We start from the raw sequence: 17,755 nt of genomic DNA on the forward strand, positions 1-17,755 counted from the left end.
TTCCGGGAAACCCCGGGCAGCCCTCTGAAACGAGGGTTTGCCGGTGATAGCCGGCAGCTCGCCGGCTGTTCCCAAATGCCTTCGGGGCTGGAACAATGCGCGCCACGTTGTCGAGCATTGTTGCAGGGGGAGTCAGGGGTGCAGATTCAAGGTCATTACGAGCTTAAATTCGAAGCGGTACGCGAGGCGTTCGCCGCCCTGTTCGAGGACTCCCAGGAGCGCGGCGCGGCGCTGTGCATCCAGGTCGGCGGGGAAACCGTCATCGACCTGTGGGCCGGTACCGCGGACAAGGACGGCGCCGAGGCCTGGCACAGCGACACCATCGCCAACCTGTTCTCCTGCACCAAGACCTTTACCGCAGTCACCGCGCTGCAGTTGGTGGCCGAGGGCAAGCTCAAGCTGGATGCGCCCGTGGCCGACTACTGGCCGGAATTCGCCGCGGCGGGCAAGGCAGCCATTACTTTGCGCCAGTTGCTCTGCCATCAGGCCGGCCTGCCGGCAGTGCGCGAGCTGTTGCCCGCGCAAGCCCTTTACGAATGGCAGACCATGGTCGATGCCCTGGCCGCCGAGCAGCCCTGGTGGACGCCCGGTGAGGGGCACGGCTACGCAGCCATCACCTATGGCTGGCTGGTGGGCGAGTTGATCCGGCGTGCCGATGGGCGCGGGCCGGGGGAGTCCATCGTGGCCCGGGTCGCCAGGCCTTTGGGGCTGGACTTCCATGTCGGCCTGGCCGATGAGGAGTTCTACCGCGTGGCGCATATCGCCCGTGGCAAGGGCAATATGGGCGATGCTGCGGCCCAGCGCCTGCTGCAAGTCACCATGCGCGAACCCGATGCGATGAGTACTCGGGCGTTTACCAATCCACCGTCTATCCTGACCAGCACCAATAAACCCGAGTGGCGGCGCATGCAGCAGCCGGCGGCCAACGGCCACGGCAATGCCCGCAGCCTCGCCGGGTTCTACAGCGGCCTGTTGGACGGCAGTTTGCTGGAAGCCGACATGCTCGAAGAGCTGACTCGGGAACACAGCCTGGGCATGGACAAGACGTTGCTGACCCAGACCCGCTTCGGCCTGGGTTGCATGCTCGATCAGCCCCAGGTAGCCAATGCCACCTTTGGCCTGGGCGCGCGGGCGTTCGGGCATCCGGGGGCAGGGGGCTCCATCGGTTTTGCTGACCCGGAGCACGATGTGGCGTTCGGTTTTGTGACAAATACCCTGGGGCCCTATGTGTTGATGGACCCTCGGGCACAGAAGCTGGTGCGGGTTTTGTCGGATTGTCTGTAAAAAGGTTGCTGTTAAGAACTTTTTTGCTTAAACATGCTTGGAAAGCTGCAGGATGGAACCCTGTGGCTTTTATAATTTCCAAGCGTCTGTTTGTAACGGTTGTTTAGACCGAATTTTTTATCTCATTTTGTGGATATCCCATGTCGTCGAACAAGTCTCTAGCCTTGGCCATCTGCCTGACCGTCACCGGTTGCGCGCAAACCCCACAAAATGAAGCGGATGGCGGCCACTGGTGGTCATTCGGCTCCGATAAGGCCAGCAGCAAGGAAACCCCAGCTGCGCCTGAAAAACCGGTTGCCACCACTGAAGCCGCACCTGCCGCTTCTGCAAGCAAGCCTGCGGTAGTGGCCAAGGCCGCTGCACCGGCCCCTGCTGCCAAGAACACAGCCGCCGGCAAGCACCCGGCCCCTGCCGCCAAGGCCGCTGCTGGCGCCAAGCCGGCGCCTGTCGCTGCAGCCGAGCCCGCTCCAGCTCCAGCGCCGGTCGTTGCCGCAGCCCCTGCCGCTCCTGCCGCCAAGGCCGAGAGCAGCAAGTGGTGGTGGCCGTTCTCCTCCAAGGATTCTTCCGACAAGCCAGTGGCCGAAGCGAAGAAGGCCGAGCCTGCCCCAGCGCCGGCAGTGACAGCGGCAGCCGACTCCGAAACCCACTGGTGGTGGCCGTTCCCCAAGAGCCAGCCCAAGCCTTTGAGCAAGGTCAATGTAGCGGACATCCCGATGCCCGACCCGAAAATCACCCAGGCCTGGCTGGACGACTACGAGCCACGCCTGCGCGAAGCGGTGAAGGACAGCAAGCTGCAGATCGAGCGTCGTGAAAACGTGCTGGTGGTCACTGCGCTGGTAGATGCCTCGTTCAACCCGGATCGTCCAGCCATGCTGCTGCCGGTCACCCTGGGTCCGTTCACCCGCGTCGCCAAGGCGGTGGAAGGTGATCCGAAGACTGCCGTACTGATTCTCGGTCATGCCGACGCCACCGGCCCGACCCTGGCCAACCAGAAGCTGAGCCGTGATCGTGCCCAGTCCGTAGCGGCAATCTTCAGCCTCAGCGGCCTGAAGCAGGACCGCCTGATGCTGCGTGGCATGGGTTCGGTGATGCCGCGTGCCGCCAACGACAGCCCCCAGGGTCGCTCGCTGAACCGTCGGGTGGAAATCATGCTGACCCAGCGCAGCACCATGCTGGGCCTGCTGAGCAAGTACAACCAGCCGACGCCTTCCGAGACTGAAATGGTTGCCGTACAGGATGCCGTGCCTCCAGTACCCGCGGCTTCCGCCAAGAAAGCGGCGCCTGCGAAGAAGGCTACCGTGGCCAAGAAGCCGGCAGCCAAGAAGGCTCCGGTGAAGAAGGCCGCCGCCTCTTCGAAGACCGCAACGGCTACCGCCCAGGCTAAAAACTGATTTTCAAGGATAAGGAAGCAGGCATGACTCAGTCCCTGGCTGATATGCGCCGCGACTACACTCGCGACGGCTTGTCCGAGGCGCAGGCCCCGGCTGAACCTTTTGCGCTGTTCCACCAGTGGTTTGCCGATGCGGTGAAAACCGAGCAACCGCCGGTGGAAGCCAATGCCATGACCGTGGCGACCGTCGATACCGATGGTCGCCCTCACTGCCGCATCCTGTTGCTCAAGGGCCTGGATGAGCAGGGCTTCACCTTCTTCACCAACTACGAGAGCGCCAAGGGCCAGCAGCTGGCTGCACGGCCCTTCGCCGCCATGACGTTCTTCTGGCCGACCCTGGAGCGTCAGGTGCGGATTGAAGGGCGGGTGGTCAAGGTCACTCCACAGGAGTCCGATGCCTATTATCAGGTGCGCCCCCTGGGCAGCCGGCTGGGAGCCTGGGCTTCACCGCAGAGCCGGGTGATCGCCGATCGTGACGAACTGCAAGAGTTGCTCAAGGCCACTGAGGCTCGCTTCAGCGATAGCCAGCCCGATTGCCCGGAACACTGGGGTGGTTATCGCCTGCTGCCGGAGCGCATCGAGTTCTGGCAGGGGCGCCCCAGCCGACTGCATGACCGTTTGAACTATCGCCTGCAAGGCCAGGAGTGGGTCCGCGAACGTCTGGCTCCTTGATCGGATTGCAGGTCACTCGCCGGGGTAGCCGGCCGCAGCGGTTTCCAGCCATTGCGGCAGGTCCCGGCGTTTTACTTTCTGGCGCTGGGCCTCGGCCAGTTGCTCCAGCATGAATTGCTTCTTCTGGGCATCGGTTCCGGCCAGGGAGAGGGCCAGGTCCCGATCGGTCCAACGCTTGATGCGTACATACAGCCACCAGTGGAAATACAAGCCAGCTGCGGTGGTCGCGATGATGATGAAGTAGTCCATGGAAAATCCTTTGTTCGGTGGCGCTATGCAGGGAGCTGGAGCTACCGTAATGAGAAAGCCTGGCGTTTACGCAGCCTGTACTTTGGCTGAATGAAAGCAATTTTATCCGGGCGACGCCGTGACAGGCGTCAAGCTGCGGAGTCTAATGATTATCTGTCCTTTGGAGTTGATCCTATGCGTAAGTCTGTTTTGCTGGTTGCATCCTTCACCACGATGGCAATGTTGCTCGGTGGCTGTGCCTCCAACCTGACCGGTGACTCCTATTCCCGTGATGAAGCGCGTCGTGTGCAAACCGTGCGCATGGGCACCATCGAATCCCTGCGTCCGGTGAAAATCGAAGGCACCAAGACCCCGATCGGCGGCGCTGCAGGTGCTGTGATCGGCGGCGTTGGCGGCAGCGCCATCGGCGGCGGCCGTGGCAGCATCGTCACCGCAGTCATCGGTGCAGTAGCCGGCGGCCTGCTGGGCTCGGCCACTGAAGAAGGCCTGACCCGTACCCAGGGCGTTGAAATCACCGTGCGTGAAGACGACGGCAGCATGCGTGCCTATGTGCAGCAGGTTCAGGAAAACGAAGTGTTCCGCGTGGGCGACCGCGTGCGCATCATGACGGTCAACGGTACCAGCCGCGTTACCCGCTGACCCTCCCTGCTACAAAACAAAACCCCGGCCAGGCAACTGGTCGGGGTTTTGTGTTTTCAGCCTGGCCAAGCGCTGCGGATCAGGACGCCAGGGTGTTGTTCCTGCGGCTGGCAGCGGCGGTGACGGCGTAACCGATCAGGGCCGCAAACAGTGAACCGGTCAGGATGCCCATGCGGTCCATACCGGCGTATTCGCTGCTGCCGGGCTCGAAGGCCAGGGAGCCGACGAACAGGCTCATGGTGAAGCCGATACCACACAGAATTGCCACGCCGAGCACCTGGCCCCAGTTGGCCCCGGACGGCAAGGCAGCGATACCGGTTTTCACTGCCATCCAGGTCAGGCCGAAGACGCCGATGGTCTTGCCCAGCAGCAGGCCGACCGCGATCCCCATGGGAACATGGTGGGTGAAGCTCTCGAGGGTCACGCCGCTCAGCGACAGCCCGGCATTGGCGAAGGCGAACAGTGGCAGGATGCCGAACGACACCCAGGGATGCAGGGCGTGTTCCAGCGCCTTGAGCGGCGAGGGTTCGGCGTTGCGGGTGCGCAAGGGTATGCAGAAGGCCAGGGTCACGCCGGCCAGGGTCGCGTGGACCCCGCTCTTGAGCACGCAGACCCAGAGGATCAGGCCGATGATCATGTAGGGTCCGAGCTTGACCACGCCCATCCGGTTCATCGCCACCAGGGCGGCGATGCAGGCGCCAGCCAGCATCAGCGACAGGGTCGACAGCGTGCCGGAGTAGAAGATCGCGATGATCACGATCGCTCCCAGGTCATCGATGATCGCCAGGGTCATCAGGAACAGTTTCAGCGAGGTCGGCACCCGCTTGCCCAGCAAGGCCAGCACCCCGAGGGCGAAGGCGATGTCGGTGGCGGTGGGAATCGCCCAGCCATTGAGGGCGGGCGGGTTGTCACGGTTGAGGAACCAGTAGATCAGCGCCGGCACCAGCATGCCGCCGATGGCCGCTGCGCCGGGCAGGACGATCTGCGACGGCTTGGCCAACTGCCCCTCCAGCACTTCGCGCTTGACCTCCAGGCCTATCAGCAGGAAGAACAGTGCCATCAGGCCATCGTTGATCCACAGCAGCAGCGGCTTGGCGATCTTCAGGGCGCCAACCTGGGCCACCACCGGGGTTTCCAGCAGGCCGTTGTACAGCCAGGACAGGGGGGAGTTGTTGATAATCAGGGCCAGGATGGCTGCGGCGATCAATAACAGACCGCTGGCAGCTTCCATGGCAAAGAAACGAGTGAAAGTGCTACGCAGAGGCAAGGTCGCTCTCCATCTAAAAACTAAAAAGGTGGCACACCCTAACCCGTACAGTTAGTTGTTAAAACAAAAGTTATATTCTTTTTTGTTATATGCAGAAGGCAAGCGGGCTGCTGAAAAATCCCCCTTGCAGTTGTGTTTCCAATTGCTTCATAGCTGTACCTGTAAGGGGGGCAGGATATTTCCTAACATGTCCGTCCGCAGCGGCTGAGGGGGCATTTTTTCCAGCAAAAAGGCGCCTGCCCGTCGCGAGCCTGGATCACCTATGCTGGGTGCATTTCATCTTCTTGCGCCGGTACGGCGTGCGATCCAACGAGAATAGAGCATGAGCGACAATCGCCAGTGGGCCCGTGAGGCCATCCGTATCATCGAAGCCGACTTCCAGCGCAGCGCCGACACTCACCTGATCCCGCTGCCGTTGCCGGGCCTGCCGGGCATCGAGCTGTATTTCAAGGATGAATCCAGCCATCCCACCGGCAGCCTCAAGCATCGCCTGGCCCGCTCGCTGTTCCTCTATGCCCTGTGCAATGGCTGGCTCAAGCCCGGCGCGCCGGTGATCGAGGCCTCCAGTGGCTCCACGGCGATCTCCGAAGCCTATTTCGCCCGGCTGCTGGGGCTGCCGTTCATTGCCGTGATGCCGGCGACCACTTCCCAGGAGAAAATTGCCCAGATCGCCTTCTATGGCGGCAAGAGCCACCTGGTGCAGGACCCGACGCAGATCTACGCCGAGTCCGAGCGCCTGGCCCGGGAGAGCGGCGGCCATTTCATGGACCAGTTCACCTATGCCGAGCGCGCCACCGACTGGCGGGCCAACAACAACATCGCCGAGTCGATATTCCAGCAGTTGCGTTTCGAGCGGTACCCGGAGCCCAGCTGGCTGATTTCCAGCCCGGGCACGGGTGGTACCACCGCGACCCTGGGGCGCTACGTGCGCTATCGCCAGCACTGCACTCGGGTGCTGTGTGCCGACGCCGAGCGCTCGGTGTTCTTCGACTATTACCAGAGTGGCGACGCCAGCCTGCGCCTGGACTGCGGTTCGCGGATCGAGGGCATCGGCCGGCCGCGGGTCGAGGCTTCGTTCCTGCCCAAGGTGATCGATGCCATGGTCAAGGTGCCGGATGCCCTGTCCCTGGCGGCCATGCATTATCTGGCCCAGCGCCTGGGTCGTCGGGTTGGCGGCTCCAGCGGCACCAACCTGATCGGCGCGCTGATGGCCGCGCAGCAGATGGTTGCGGCCGGCGAGTCGGGGTCGATCGTGGCGATTCTGTGTGATGGGGGCGAGCGCTATGCGACCACCTACTACGATGAGCAGTGGCTGGCAGAGCAGGGTTATGAACTGACGGTGTTGATCGAGGCGGTAGCCGCCAGTGTCGAGCGTGGTGAGGCGCTACCTGCCAGCGTATTGCGCGCCGGTATCTGAACTTGTCGTAGGCGCCGGCTTGCCGGCGAAGAGGCCCTTGAGCCTTGCGTTGTTCTGGACGACGCCTTCGCTGGCAAGCCAGCTCCTACGGTAGGCGGTAGGAGCCGGCTTGCCGGCGAAAGGGCCCGTCCCTCAGGCCTGGATGCCGAGAATGTCGCGGGCCACGGCTTCGGCAATGCGAATCCCGTCGACCCCGGCGGAGAGAATCCCACCGGCATAACCGGCACCTTCACCGGCCGGGTACAGCCCCTTCACATTCAAGCTCTGCATCGAGGCGTCGCGGGTAATGCGCAGCGGCGATGAGGTGCGGGTCTCGATACCGGTCAGCACCGCGTCATGTAGCGAGTAGCCCTTGATCTGCCGTTCGAAGGCCGGCAGGGCTTCACGAATGGCCTCGATGGCAAAGTCCGGCAAGGCCAGGGCCAGGTCACCCAGGGTCACGCCGGGCTTGTAGGACGGCTCGACGCTGCCCAGGGCGGTGGTGGGCTTGCCGGCGATAAAGTCGCCCACCAGCTGCGCCGGGGCCTGGTAGTTACTGCCACCCAGGACAAAGGCGTGGGACTCCAGGCGCTCCTGCAACTCGATGCCTGCCAGCGGGCCGCCCGGGTAGTCCACTTCCGGGGTTATGCCCACGACGATGCCGGAGTTGGCGTTGCGCTCGTTGCGCGAGTACTGGCTCATGCCATTGGTCACCACCCGGTTCGGCTCGGAGGTCGCCGCCACCACGGTACCGCCCGGGCACATGCAGAAGCTGTAGACCGAACGGCCGTTCTTGGCGTGGTGCACCAGCTTGTAGTCGGCGGCGCCGAGTTTCGGGTGGCCGGCGTACTTGCCCAGGCGCGCGCTGTCGATCAGCGATTGCGGGTGCTCGATACGAAAGCCCACCGAGAACGGCTTGGCTTCCATGTACACGCCGCGGCTATGGAGCATGCGGAAGGTGTCGCGGGCGCTGTGGCCCAGGGCCAGGATCACGTGCCGCGAATGCAGTTGTTCGCCGCTGGCCAGTTCCACGCCTTGCAGTTGACCGTCTTCGATCAGCACGTCGGTAACCCGCTGCTCGAAGCGCACTTCACCGCCCAGGGCGATGATCTGCTGGCGCATGTTTTCCACTACGCCGGTGAGGCGGAAGGTGCCGATGTGCGGCTTGCTGACGTAGAGGATCTCGTCCGGCGCACCGGCCTTGACGAACTCGTGGAGCACCTTGCGGCCGTGGTGTTGCGGGTCCTTGATCTGGCTGTAGAGCTTGCCGTCGGAGAAGGTCCCAGCGCCGCCTTCGCCAAATTGCACGTTGGACTCGGGGTTGAGCACGCTCTTGCGCCACAGGCCCCAGGTGTCCTTGGTGCGCTGGCGCACTTCCTTGCCACGCTCGAGGACGATCGGCTTGAAGCCCATCTGCGCCAGCAAGAGGCCGGCGAAGATCCCGCAGGGGCCGAAGCCCACCACGATCGGCCGCTGGCTGAGGTCGGCCGGAGCCTGGCCCACCACCTTGTAGCTGACATCCGGCGCCGGGTTGACGTTACGGTCGTCGGCGAACTTGAGCAGCAGCGGCGCTTCGTCGCGCACGCTGAGGTCGATGGTGTAGATGAAGCACAGCTCGGAAGACTTCTTGCGCGCATCGTAGCTGCGCTTGAACAAGGTGAAATCGAGCAGCTCATCGCTGGCGATCCCCAGGCGCTGCACGATGGCGGCGCGCAGGTCTTCATCGGGATGGTCGATCGGCAACTTGAGTTCGGTGATTCGTAACATGACAGGATCCGGGGTAGGCGGTGCGCAACAGTGCGCCGGCTTGCTTTGCACAAACCGGCGATTATAAGCCGCAAACCACCTTGGCCGTGAGGCTAAAACCGCTGCTCGTCGAATCAGTCGTTGCGCGAGCCGCCGAAATAGCCGCAGCCGCGCTGCACCTGGCCGTCCACCCGCAGCTCTGCGCTCAGGTGCTGAACGCTGCCGGTGACGGGGTCGACGCAGCGTTGCGGGGCCACCCACAGCTCCACGCGCTGGTGATTGGCTTCACTGGTGAGGTTGAAACGGCCATCCCCCAGCTGTTCTTCCAGATAAGGCAGGGCCAGGGTCGGCTGGCCGGCGCGTTCGATCATCATGCCCTTGGCGCTGACATCGACGTTCCACGCCGGGTTCTTGCTACCGGCCCGCAGGATCAGGCGCTGGAAGTTCGGATCGCTGCACGCGCTGGCGGAGCGCTCGACGCGGTACAGCTGGCGCAGGTCCAGTTGGCCGTCGCTGCTGGCACTGGCGGAGAACTTGCCCCGCAGGTCGGCAAACAGCTTGCCCTGCTTCTCGGCCAGGGTTGCCGCTTCCTGCAGCACACTGGTGTTGCCGCCATCGTTGACCACATAACGGCGGTCTTCGGTGCAGGGTTTGAATAGCAGCTTGCCATCGGCGGCACTGAGTTCACCCTGCATCCGGGTCAACCCGGCCATGGACGGCGCCTGGGGCTGTTGGTTGAACATCGGCAGCATCTGGCAGCCGGCAAACAGCGGCAACAGGGAGAAACAAAGCAGGGAACGGGCGGTGCGCATCATTGGGCCTCCAGGCGGAAGTCCGACACGTTACGCAGCCCGCCCGGCCACCACAACCCCGGATTGAACGCAGCAGCGCCATCCACTGTAGGCGCCGGCTTGCCGGCGAAGAGGCCCAGGAGCCTTGTGTGGTTCGGGAGGACGCCTGCGCAGGCGAGCCAGCTCCCGCACAAGCCGGCTTTTGCACAAACGGGCTTAGCCGACGCGATAGGTCTGGCCGGTCTGCAGGCCTTCCACGCTCTTGGCGTAGGCCAGGGCCACGTCGGCCGCCGGCACCGGCTTGAAACCGCGGAAGTAGGGCGCGTAGCTGCCCATGGCTTCCAGCAGCACGTTGGGGCTGATGGAGTTGACCCGCAGGCCCCGGGGCAGCTCGATGGCAGCGGCCCGCACGAAGCTGTCGATGGCGCCGTTGACCAGGGCGGCCGAGGCGCCGCTGCGGATCGGGTCGTGGCTCAGGACGCCGGTGGTGAAGGTGAAGGAGGCGCCGTCGTTGGCGTACTCGCGGCCGATCAGCAGCAGGTTGACCTGGCCCATCAGCTTGTCCTCGAGGCCCAGGCTGAAGTGCTCGGCAGTCATTTCCCCCAGCGGCGCGAAGGTCACGTTACCGGCGGCGCATACCAGCGCATCGAAGCGCCCCGTCTTTTCGAACAGCGCGCGGATCGACTGGCTGTCGCTGATATCCACCTGGAAATCACCGCTGGTACGGCCGATGCGCACCACTTCGTGACGTTGTTCCAGCTCCCGCGCGACCGCCGAACCAATGGTGCCATTGGCACCGATCAAGAGAATCTTCATGGGCTGTTCCTCGAAAAGGGGGTGAGGTTGCAGTCTAGAGTGGTTTTTTTTATGGATTAACGCGCTAATAGGCAACCTTTGGTTTTCAAATGGAAACAATCCGTGAGCGAGATGGATGACCTGGCGGCATTTGCGGTGCTGGTGGAAGCCGGCAGCTTTACCTTGGCGGCCCAGCAGTTGGGGTGCAGCAAGGGCCAGCTCTCCAAACGCATCAGCGCCCTGGAAGCCCGCTACGCCGTGGTACTGCTGCAACGCACCACCCGGCGCCTGGACCTCACGGCCGCCGGCGCGGCGTTGCTACCCCAGGCCCAGGCCCTGGTGGCTCAGGTCGAGCGGGCCCACCAGGCCCTGGCGCGGCTCAAGGACGATATGGTCGGGCCGGTGCGCCTCACCGTCCCGGTCTCCCTGGGGGAAACCTTTTTCGACGGCCTGCTGCTGGAGTTCTCCCGGCACTATCCCCAGGTGCAGATCGAGCTGGACCTGAACAACAGCTACCGCGACCTGACCCGGGAGGGTTTCGATCTGGCCGTGCGCTCGGAGGTGGCCAACGACCAGCGCCTGGTGGCCCGGCCGCTGTTGGCCTGGCATGAAATGACCTGCGCCAGCCCGGCCTACCTGGAGCAATACGGCGAGCCGCGCACGCCTCAGGAACTGGCCGGGCATCGCTGCCTGCTCAATAGCCATTACAGCGGTCGGGAAGAGTGGTTGTACCACCAGCGCCATGAACTGTTGCGGGTGCGGGTCAGCGGCCCCTTCGCCAGCAACCACTACAACCTCCTGAAGAAGGCTGCCCTGGTGGGCGCGGGGATCGCCCGGCTGCCGTCCTATGTGCTGCACAGCGAACTGGCGGACGGCCGCCTGCGCTGGCTGTTGCGGGACTACCAGACCCGCAGCATGCCGATGTACCTGGTGCACTCCTATCAGGGCGGCCTGCCCAAGCGTACCCAGGTGCTGGCCGATTACCTGATGGACTGGTTTCGTCGCAGCGGTGAGGCGCTGGATCGTTTGTAGCTTCCTCCGGCTTTACCGTCGTTTGTGAACTTGATGGGCCTGCGGCCCTTTTCGCAGCCTGCGGCAGCGGCTACAGAGGACGGTAGCGAAAATGCCGGGCCAGCAGGTGGTCGAGGGACAACACGCCCGGGCCGCGGGCCATCAACAGCAGGAAGATCGCCGCCCAGGTGCCGTGGGTCGGGTAGGCATCCGGGTAGACGAAGAGCTGGATGGTCAGGGTCATCCCCAGCAGCGCCAGGGCGGAAAAGCGCGTGGCCAGGCCCAGCAGGATCAGCATCGGGAAAAAATGCTCGGCAAAGGCCGCCAGGTGCGCCGCCACTTCCGGCGTCAACAGGGGCACGTGGTACTCGCTCTTGAACAGGGGAATGGTCGAGTCCGCCAGGCGCGGCCAGCCCAGCTGGAAGGTGCCATCGACCAGGTCGATGGCCAGCCCCTCGACCTTGGTCTGTCCGGATTTCCAGAACACCGCGGCAATGGAAAAACGCGCGATAAAGGCGATCAGGCTGTAGGGAATGCGCTCAAACCCTTGAATGATCCGATTCACCAGTCCGGCAATGGGCGTTTCTGTCTGGGTGTTCATGGTCAGGCCTTCTTCTGGGGTTGCAGGTCGATAAGAGCGCCGTGGCCGAGCAGCAGGCCCAGGCACTGGCCCAGGTCGAAGTCGGCCTGGGCGTCCAGGGCATGGGCCGCGGCGATTTCCAGCGGCCAGTGGTTGCGTAGGGCTTCAATGAAGGTCATGGCGCCGGTATCCACGGCGATCACCTCGACCTCCAGGGCGTTGCGCAGCACCAGGGCGTTCTGCCCCTGCTGCAGGTCGAAAGCCGGCCAGGGCTGATCGCTCTGGTGCGCCGCCCACAGGCTCACTACGGCGTAGCCGGAGTGCAGGGTGCGCAGTGACGGATGCAGGAGCAGTTGCGCCTGGCCGAGGCGGTCGGGCTGGTTCATCGCCGCCAGTAGCCGTGACGGCTCCAGGGGGCGGGCGTCGGCGGCGTGGTAGGCCTCGACCCGCAGCCGTTCAAGGCGGGCCATGTCGGCCAGGTAGGGCAGGCCGGCGGCCGGCCCGAAGCCCTGGATAAAGTCGCCCAGGTCCCGGCCATAGTCGTTGAGCAGAGGGCTGGCGGGGGCGAAGTCCCGGATGTAGAGCGCGGCCATGGCGTTGAAAAACTCGCGACCAACCAATTGCATGACGACCGGGTATGACTCGGCCAGGGCGTTGCTCAACGAGGCCTGCACATTGTTGCGATAGACCGCGAAGCGGCTGGCCGGATCGGCGCCGTTGCTGCTGGACAGCCCCTGTGGGCAGCCCGGTTCGGCGCTCAGCAGGGCCCTGGCGAATTCCCCCTGGCCGCTCATGGCTGCACCTGGGCGCCGAGCAACAACGCTTCTGCCTGGCAGGCCTCGGCCATCAGGGTGGCAAAGGCCGGCAGGTGGTTGTCACGCTCGATCAGGGTGGCCATCGGGCCGATGAGCCCCAGCACCTCCTGGTACAGGGCCCAGACCGCAGCGTCGACCGGGGCGCCGTGATCGTCGATCAACAGCCGGTCACCGAGGCTGTCCCGGTCTTCGGCAAAGCCCGCCAGGTGGATTTCCCCCACCGCCTGCAGCGGCAGTGCTTGCAGGTAGGCCAGGGGATCGCGCTGGTGATTGATGCACGACACATAGAGGTTGTTGACGTCCAGCAGCAGGCCGCAGCCGCTGCGCTGGACCACTTCGCGGATGAAGTCGGTCTCGTCCAGGGTCGAGCGTTGGAATTGCAGGTAGGTGGCCGGATTTTCCAGCAGCATGGTTCGTCCCAGATGGTTCTGCACCTGGTCGATGTGCTCGCAGACCCGGCGCAAGGTGGGCCCGTCGTAGGCCAGGGGCAGCAGGTCGTTGAGGAACACCGGGCCGTGGCTGGACCAGGCCAGGTGTTCGGAAAAGGACTGGGGCTGATAGCGTTCGATCAAGCCGGCCAGCCGCTCCAGGTGAGCCAGGTCCAGGGGGCCTTCGCCACCGATGGACAGGCCGACACCGTGCAGCGACAGCGGGTAGCGTTCGCAGATCAGGCCCAGGTAATGGTGGAAAGGGCCGCCCGCCACCATGTAGTTCTCCGCATGCACCTCGAAGAAACCGATGTCGGGCTGCTCTTCCAGCACGTGTTTGAAATGCTCGGTCTTGAGCCCCAGCCCGGCGCGGGGCGGCAGGCTGGAGGCGCGCGCCTGAATGTCGTGGCCAGGGTGGTGCAGCGGGGCGGTGTTCATCGTCGACACTCAGGCAGGCGCAGGATCAGGACTTGGCTTTGAAGGCTTCGAGCTGGCCGAAACCGGTAGGCGAGGTACTGCTGGCGGTTTTCTCGCAGCTGCCCTTGGGTACCAGCTTCCAGGCGTTGGCCTGGTCGTTGACCTTGGAGGTCCCGGCGCAGGTGGTGCCGGCGCCCGCGGCGCAATCGTTCTTGCCCTTCATGGCCACGCCGAAGCACTTTTCCATGTCGTCCGCGGCATGGGCGGTGGTGGGCAGGGCGGCGACGCTGAGGGCAGAGCCCAGGGCCAGGACCAGGGCAGTGGCGGACAGGGTACGAGTGTTGCTCATGATGTTTCTCCAGTGCGGTTGGGGTAAGGAAGCATCTGTGCTTGCTTACCCCTCTAGAGAAGGCTCATGGGGATTTGTTACAGCCCGGGGCAGTTTTTTATCCCGGAATAAAAAAAACGGCCCCGAAGGGCCGTTTTCAGTGACGCAGGTGCTTAGCCGCCCAGGTAGGCTTCACGCACCTTCGGATCGGTCAGCAGCGATTCACCGGTGCCTTGCATCACCACCCGGCCGTTTTCCAGCACATAGGCACGGTCGGCGATCTTCAGCGCCTGGTTGGCGTTCTGCTCCACCAGGAACACCGTCACGCCGTCGCGGCGCAGCTGTTCGATGATGTCGAAGATCTGCTGGATGATGATCGGCGCCAGGCCCAGGGACGGTTCGTCCAGGAGCAGCAGCTTGGGCTTGCTCATCAGCGCACGGCCGATGGCGAGCATCTGCTGTTCACCGCCGGACATGGTGCCGCCGCGCTGGGTGAAGCGCTCCTTGAGCCGCGGGAACAGCTCCAGGACTTTGTCCATCTGCTCCTGGTAGTCGCCCTTGTCGGTGAAGAAGCCGCCCATGGCGAGGTTCTCTTCCACGGTCAGGCGGGCGAATACCCGGCGGCCTTCCGGCACCACGGCAATGCTCTTGCGCATGATCTGCGCCGAGCTTTGCCCCACCAGTTCTTCACCCAGGTAACGGATGCTGCCGCTGTGGGCCTGGGGCGAGCCGCAGAGGGTCATCAGCAGGGTGGACTTGCCGGCACCGTTGGCGCCGATCAGGGTGACGATCTCGCCCTGGCGGATCTCGACGTTGACGCTGTGCAACGCCTGGATCTTGCCGTAGAAGGTGGAAACGTTTTCGAACTGCAGCATTTACGCTTCCCCCAGGTAGGCTTTGATCACTTCGGGATTGTCGCGGATCTGTTCCGGCGTGCCGTCGGCCAGGGGCGTGCCCTGGTTGATCACCACGATATGGTCGGAAATGCTCATGACCAGCTTCATGTCGTGTTCGATCAGCAGCACGGTGACGTTGTGCTCTTCGCGCAGCACGCTGATCAGCGCTTTGAGGTCCTCGGTTTCCTTGGGGTTGAGGCCGGCGGCTGGCTCGTCGAGCATGAGGATCCGCGGGCGGGTCATCATGCAGCGGGCGATTTCCAGGCGCCGTTGCTGGCCGTAGGCCAGGGTGCCGGCGGGGCGGTTGGCAAACTCCCGCAGGTTGACCTTGTCCAGCCAGTAGCCGGCGTACTCCATGGCCTCGCGCTCGCTCTTGCGAAACGCCGGGGTCTTGAACAGCCCGGAGAGGAAGTTGGTGTTCAGGTGCCGGTGCTGGGCGATCAACAGGTTCTCGACCGCGGTCATGTCCTTGAACAGCCGCACGTTCTGGAAGGTACGCACCACGCCCTTGCGGGCGATCTTGTGGCCCGGCAGGCCTTCGATCGGCTCGCCGTCCAGGAGGATGCTGCCGGCGCTGGGCTGGTAGAAACCGGTCAGGCAGTTGAACACCGTGGTCTTGCCGGCACCGTTCGGGCCGATCAATGCCACCACTTGTTTTTCCTTGACGGTCAGGGCCACGCCGTTGACCGCCAGCAGGCCGCCGAAGCGCATCGACAGGCCGGTTACTTTGAGGATCTCACGGCTCATTTGCGCAGCTCCATGTGAGGACGTTGCATGGGCAGCAGACCTTGAGGACGCCAGATCATCATCAGCACCATCATGGCGCCGAACATCAACATCCGGTATTCGCTGAATTCACGCATCATTTCAGGCAAGAGGATCATCACGATCGCCGCCAGGATCACACCCAGCTGCGAGCCCATGCCACCCAGCACGACGATGGCGAGGATGATCGCCGACTCGATGAAGGTGAAGGATTCCGGGGTCACTAGGCCTTGGCGCGCGGCGAAGAAGCTGCCGGCGAAACCGGCGAACGCGGCGCCCAGGGTAAAGGCCGAGAGCTTGATCACGGTGGGGTTCAGGCCCAGGGCACGGCAGGCGATCTCGTCTTCACGCAAGGCTTCCCAGGCACGGCCGATGGGCATGCGCAGCAGGCGATTGATGACGAACAGCGCCGCCAGTGCCAGCAGCAGGGCCACCAGGTAGAGGAAGATCACCTTGTTGATCGAGTTGTACTGCAGGCCGAAGAACTCGTGGAAGGTCTGCATGCCTTCTGCTGCCTTGCGCTCGAAGGTCAGGCCGAAGAAGGTCGGCTTCTCGATGTTGCTGATGCCGTTGGGGCCGCCGGTGAGATCGGTCATGTTGCGCAGCAGCAGACGGATGATCTCGCCAAAGCCCAGGGTCACGATTGCCAGGTAGTCACCCCGCAGGCGCAGCACCGGGAAGCCCAGCAGGAAGCCGAAAGTGGCCGCCATCAGGCCGGCGATCGGCAGGCAGATCCAGAAGCTCAGGCCGAAGTAGTGCGACAGCAGCGCATAGCTGTAGGCGCCGACGGCGTAGAAACCCACGTAACCCAGGTCCAGCAGGCCGGCCAGGCCGACCACGATGTTCAGGCCCAGGCCCAGCATCACGTAGATCAGGATCAGCGTGGCAATGTCCACCGCCCCGCGGGAGCCGAAGAACGGCCAGACCAGGGCGCCAAGGATCAACGCCAGGATGATCCAGCGCTGGGTGCTGGGCAGGGTCAGGAAGTTGCTGGCCTTGGCCGGGATCAACGGCATGCTGGGAGAGGACTTCCAGGCGGCGCTGATCTGGCTATGGAACAGCACCCGCAGGAACATCAGCACCGAGCACACCGCGATGGTGGCAAGAATGGTCGGGCTGGTGTTGTGGACTTCCAGGTTGATGCCGACGATGGTCAGTTTCAGGCCCAGCACCGGGTAGGCGACAGCCCAGACCAACAAGGCGCTGAACAGCGCCGATTTAAGATTCCTAGTCATACTTTCTCAACCTCCGGACGGCCCAGAATGCCGGTCGGACGGAACAACAGCACCAGAACCAACAGGCCGAACGCCACGACGTCCTTGTACTGGTCGCCGAACACGTCGGCACCAAAGGCTTCGGCCACCCCCAGCACCAGCCCGCCGAGCATCGCGCCCGGAATGCTGCCGATGCCGCCCAAGACCGCTGCGGTGAAGGCCTTGAGGCCCACCAGGAAACCGGCGTTGGGGTTGATCACACCGTATTGCATGCTCAGCAGCACGGCGGCGATGGCCGCCAGCGCGGCGCCGATCACGAAGGTCAGGGCGATGATGTTGTTGGTATTGATCCCCAGGAGGTTGGCCATCTTGATGTCCTCGGCACAGGCGCGGCAGGCGCGACCCAGGCGAGAACGGGAGATGAACAGCGTCAGGCCGAGCATGGCGATGAGGGTCACCACGAATACCACGATCTGCATGTAGGAAATCAGCACTTCATGTGCGCCGCCTGGCCCGATGGAGAAGTTGCCCGGGATCAGGTTGGGAATGGATTTGTCCTTGGAGTCCTGCGCCAGCAGAACGGTGTTCTGCAGGAAGATCGACATGCCGATGGCGGAGATCAGCGGGATCAGGCGGTTACTACCCCGCAAGGGGCGGTAGGCGATCCGTTCGATGCTGTAGCCGTAGGCACTGGTGACGACGATGCTCGCGATGAAGGCTGCGGTCATCAAGAGCGGGACGCTGTCGAGTCCCATCATGGCCAGCCCGGCAATGGCGATGAACGCCACGTAGGAACCGATCATGTACACCTCGCCGTGGGCGAAGTTGATCATTCCAATGATGCCGTAAACCATCGTATAGCCGATGGCGATCAGGGCATACGTGCTGCCAACGGTGAGACCGTTAACCAGCTGTTGGAAAAAGTGATAGATGTCAGGCATTACAACGCTCCTAAAAACCTGATACGCATTTCACTGGTGGAGTCATTTTCCCGCCCAGGCCCCGTGGATCTGCACCCACTTCGGGCTGGGTTTTGCCAGCGAACCGCTGATGACGGTTTTGAGATTTTCAG

General features: G+C 63.6%; 19 protein-coding genes. 6 read left to right on the forward strand and 13 right to left on the reverse strand.

The features are described from left to right. The first annotated feature begins 138 nt into the window (after positions 1–138). The 3 genes from BM382_RS14840 to pdxH all read left to right on the forward strand — a co-directional run bounded on the left by BM382_RS14840 (position 139) and on the right by pdxH (position 3,346). The gene (locus BM382_RS14840; RefSeq protein WP_011059623.1) at positions 139–1,284 is read left to right on the forward strand and encodes an EstA family serine hydrolase; all 1,146 of its coding nucleotides are present in this window, start codon (positions 139–141) and stop codon (positions 1,282–1,284) included. Between the two features lie 140 nt (positions 1,285–1,424). Then, entirely contained in the window at positions 1,425–2,675 is a 1,251-nt protein-coding gene (locus BM382_RS14845; protein ID WP_019094466.1) for an OmpA family protein, read from the forward strand. Positions 2,676–2,698: 23 nt separating this feature from the next. Continuing rightward, positions 2,699–3,346: a pyridoxamine 5'-phosphate oxidase gene (pdxH, locus tag BM382_RS14850; RefSeq protein WP_011059625.1), complete on the forward strand. Its 648-nt coding sequence runs from the start codon at positions 2,699–2,701 to the stop codon at positions 3,344–3,346. A 12-nt stretch (positions 3,347–3,358) separates the two neighbouring features. On the opposite strand, the gene BM382_RS14855 is transcribed toward pdxH, so the two are convergent. After that, positions 3,359–3,595, reverse strand: a complete 237-nt coding sequence (locus BM382_RS14855) for a hypothetical protein (RefSeq protein ID WP_011059626.1) — start codon at positions 3,593–3,595, stop codon at positions 3,359–3,361. A 174-nt stretch (positions 3,596–3,769) separates the two neighbouring features. Here BM382_RS14855 and BM382_RS14860 point away from each other — a divergent pair, with 174 nt between their 5' ends. After that, complete coding sequence (locus BM382_RS14860) at positions 3,770–4,234, forward strand: outer membrane lipoprotein (RefSeq protein ID WP_011059627.1); 465 nt, start codon at positions 3,770–3,772, stop codon at positions 4,232–4,234. A gap of 79 nt (positions 4,235–4,313) precedes the next feature. Here BM382_RS14860 and nhaA read toward each other — a convergent pair whose 3' ends face one another. Then, entirely contained in the window at positions 4,314–5,501 is a 1,188-nt protein-coding gene (gene nhaA, locus BM382_RS14865; protein WP_011059628.1) for a Na+/H+ antiporter NhaA, read from the reverse strand. A gap of 322 nt (positions 5,502–5,823) precedes the next feature. Between nhaA and BM382_RS14870 the strand changes: the two genes are divergently transcribed. Beyond that, complete coding sequence (locus BM382_RS14870; RefSeq protein ID WP_011059629.1) at positions 5,824–6,918, forward strand: PLP-dependent cysteine synthase family protein; 1,095 nt, start codon at positions 5,824–5,826, stop codon at positions 6,916–6,918. Positions 6,919–7,050: 132 nt separating this feature from the next. Here BM382_RS14870 and BM382_RS14875 read toward each other — a convergent pair whose 3' ends face one another. The 3 genes from BM382_RS14875 to BM382_RS14885 form a co-directional block, all read right to left on the reverse strand. Continuing rightward, complete coding sequence (locus BM382_RS14875; protein ID WP_011059630.1) at positions 7,051–8,664, reverse strand: NAD(P)/FAD-dependent oxidoreductase; 1,614 nt, start codon at positions 8,662–8,664, stop codon at positions 7,051–7,053. A gap of 113 nt (positions 8,665–8,777) precedes the next feature. Beyond that, positions 8,778–9,455, reverse strand: coding sequence for a COG3650 family protein (locus tag BM382_RS14880; protein WP_011059631.1), 678 nt, complete (start codon positions 9,453–9,455; stop codon positions 8,778–8,780). Positions 9,456–9,650: 195 nt separating this feature from the next. Further along, positions 9,651–10,250 (reverse strand): short chain dehydrogenase, encoded by a 600-nt coding sequence (locus BM382_RS14885; protein WP_011059632.1) that lies wholly within the window; start codon positions 10,248–10,250, stop codon positions 9,651–9,653. A gap of 102 nt (positions 10,251–10,352) precedes the next feature. Here BM382_RS14885 and BM382_RS14890 point away from each other — a divergent pair, with 102 nt between their 5' ends. Further along, positions 10,353–11,261, forward strand: a complete 909-nt coding sequence (locus tag BM382_RS14890) for a LysR family transcriptional regulator (protein WP_011059633.1) — start codon at positions 10,353–10,355, stop codon at positions 11,259–11,261. Between the two features lie 70 nt (positions 11,262–11,331). Here BM382_RS14890 and BM382_RS14895 read toward each other — a convergent pair whose 3' ends face one another. The 8 genes from BM382_RS14895 to livH form a co-directional block, all read right to left on the reverse strand. Next, positions 11,332–11,841, reverse strand: a complete 510-nt coding sequence (locus tag BM382_RS14895; RefSeq protein WP_072443187.1) for a DoxX family protein — start codon at positions 11,839–11,841, stop codon at positions 11,332–11,334. Between the two features lie 2 nt (positions 11,842–11,843). Further along, a complete protein-coding gene (locus tag BM382_RS14900; RefSeq protein WP_011059635.1) occupies positions 11,844–12,614 on the reverse strand; it encodes an HvfC/BufC N-terminal domain-containing protein in 771 nt (256 codons plus the stop codon). Further along, positions 12,611–13,501 carry an MNIO family bufferin maturase gene (locus BM382_RS14905; RefSeq protein WP_011059636.1) on the reverse strand — a complete coding sequence of 297 codons (891 nt, stop codon included), beginning with the start codon at positions 13,499–13,501 and terminating at the stop codon, positions 12,611–12,613. Before BM382_RS14905 ends, BM382_RS14900 begins: the two co-directional genes overlap by 4 nt. Positions 13,502–13,526: 25 nt before the next feature. Next, positions 13,527–13,832 (reverse strand): BufA1 family periplasmic bufferin-type metallophore, encoded by a 306-nt coding sequence (locus BM382_RS14910; RefSeq protein ID WP_026020136.1) that lies wholly within the window; start codon positions 13,830–13,832, stop codon positions 13,527–13,529. 149 nt (positions 13,833–13,981) lie between these two features. Further along, the gene (locus tag BM382_RS14915; protein ID WP_015634412.1) at positions 13,982–14,683 is read right to left on the reverse strand and encodes an ABC transporter ATP-binding protein; all 702 of its coding nucleotides are present in this window, start codon (positions 14,681–14,683) and stop codon (positions 13,982–13,984) included. Then, positions 14,684–15,451: a high-affinity branched-chain amino acid ABC transporter ATP-binding protein LivG gene (livG, locus tag BM382_RS14920; protein WP_011059639.1), complete on the reverse strand. Its 768-nt coding sequence runs from the start codon at positions 15,449–15,451 to the stop codon at positions 14,684–14,686. It abuts the gene before it with no gap. Beyond that, positions 15,448–16,704 (reverse strand): high-affinity branched-chain amino acid ABC transporter permease LivM, encoded by a 1,257-nt coding sequence (locus tag BM382_RS14925; protein WP_011059640.1) that lies wholly within the window; start codon positions 16,702–16,704, stop codon positions 15,448–15,450. Before BM382_RS14925 ends, livG begins: the two co-directional genes overlap by 4 nt. Next, entirely contained in the window at positions 16,701–17,624 is a 924-nt protein-coding gene (gene livH / locus BM382_RS14930; RefSeq protein WP_011059641.1) for a high-affinity branched-chain amino acid ABC transporter permease LivH, read from the reverse strand. Before livH ends, BM382_RS14925 begins: the two co-directional genes overlap by 4 nt. Positions 17,625–17,755 lie beyond the last annotated feature (131 nt).

The organism is Pseudomonas sp. NFPP25, from assembly GCF_900116505.1.
Classification (GTDB): Bacteria; Pseudomonadota; Gammaproteobacteria; order Pseudomonadales; family Pseudomonadaceae; genus Aquipseudomonas; species Aquipseudomonas protegens.

Bases quoted from the DNA above. Each gene is read 5' to 3' on its own strand.
- BM382_RS14925 (WP_011059640.1), bottom strand. From the start codon at position 16,704: ATGACTAGGAATCTTAAATCGGCGCTGTTCAGCGCCTTGTTGGTCTGG.
- livH (WP_011059641.1), bottom strand. From the start codon at position 17,624: ATGCCTGACATCTATCACTTTTTCCAACAGCTGGTTAACGGTCTCACC.
- BM382_RS14855 (WP_011059626.1), bottom strand. From the start codon at position 3,595: ATGGACTACTTCATCATCATCGCGACCACCGCAGCTGGCTTGTATTTC.
- BM382_RS14895 (WP_072443187.1), bottom strand. From the start codon at position 11,841: ATGAACACCCAGACAGAAACGCCCATTGCCGGACTGGTGAATCGGATC.
- BM382_RS14900 (WP_011059635.1), bottom strand. From the start codon at position 12,614: ATGAGCGGCCAGGGGGAATTCGCCAGGGCCCTGCTGAGCGCCGAACCG.
- BM382_RS14880 (WP_011059631.1), bottom strand. From the start codon at position 9,455: ATGCGCACCGCCCGTTCCCTGCTTTGTTTCTCCCTGTTGCCGCTGTTT.
- BM382_RS14905 (WP_011059636.1), bottom strand. From the start codon at position 13,501: ATGAACACCGCCCCGCTGCACCACCCTGGCCACGACATTCAGGCGCGC.
- BM382_RS14870 (WP_011059629.1), top strand. From the start codon at position 5,824: ATGAGCGACAATCGCCAGTGGGCCCGTGAGGCCATCCGTATCATCGAA.
- BM382_RS14875 (WP_011059630.1), bottom strand. From the start codon at position 8,664: ATGTTACGAATCACCGAACTCAAGTTGCCGATCGACCATCCCGATGAA.
- BM382_RS14915 (WP_015634412.1), bottom strand. From the start codon at position 14,683: ATGCTGCAGTTCGAAAACGTTTCCACCTTCTACGGCAAGATCCAGGCG.
- BM382_RS14860 (WP_011059627.1), top strand. From the start codon at position 3,770: ATGCGTAAGTCTGTTTTGCTGGTTGCATCCTTCACCACGATGGCAATG.
- livG (WP_011059639.1), bottom strand. From the start codon at position 15,451: ATGAGCCGTGAGATCCTCAAAGTAACCGGCCTGTCGATGCGCTTCGGC.
- pdxH (WP_011059625.1), top strand. From the start codon at position 2,699: ATGACTCAGTCCCTGGCTGATATGCGCCGCGACTACACTCGCGACGGC.
- BM382_RS14845 (WP_019094466.1), top strand. From the start codon at position 1,425: ATGTCGTCGAACAAGTCTCTAGCCTTGGCCATCTGCCTGACCGTCACC.
- BM382_RS14885 (WP_011059632.1), bottom strand. From the start codon at position 10,250: ATGAAGATTCTCTTGATCGGTGCCAATGGCACCATTGGTTCGGCGGTC.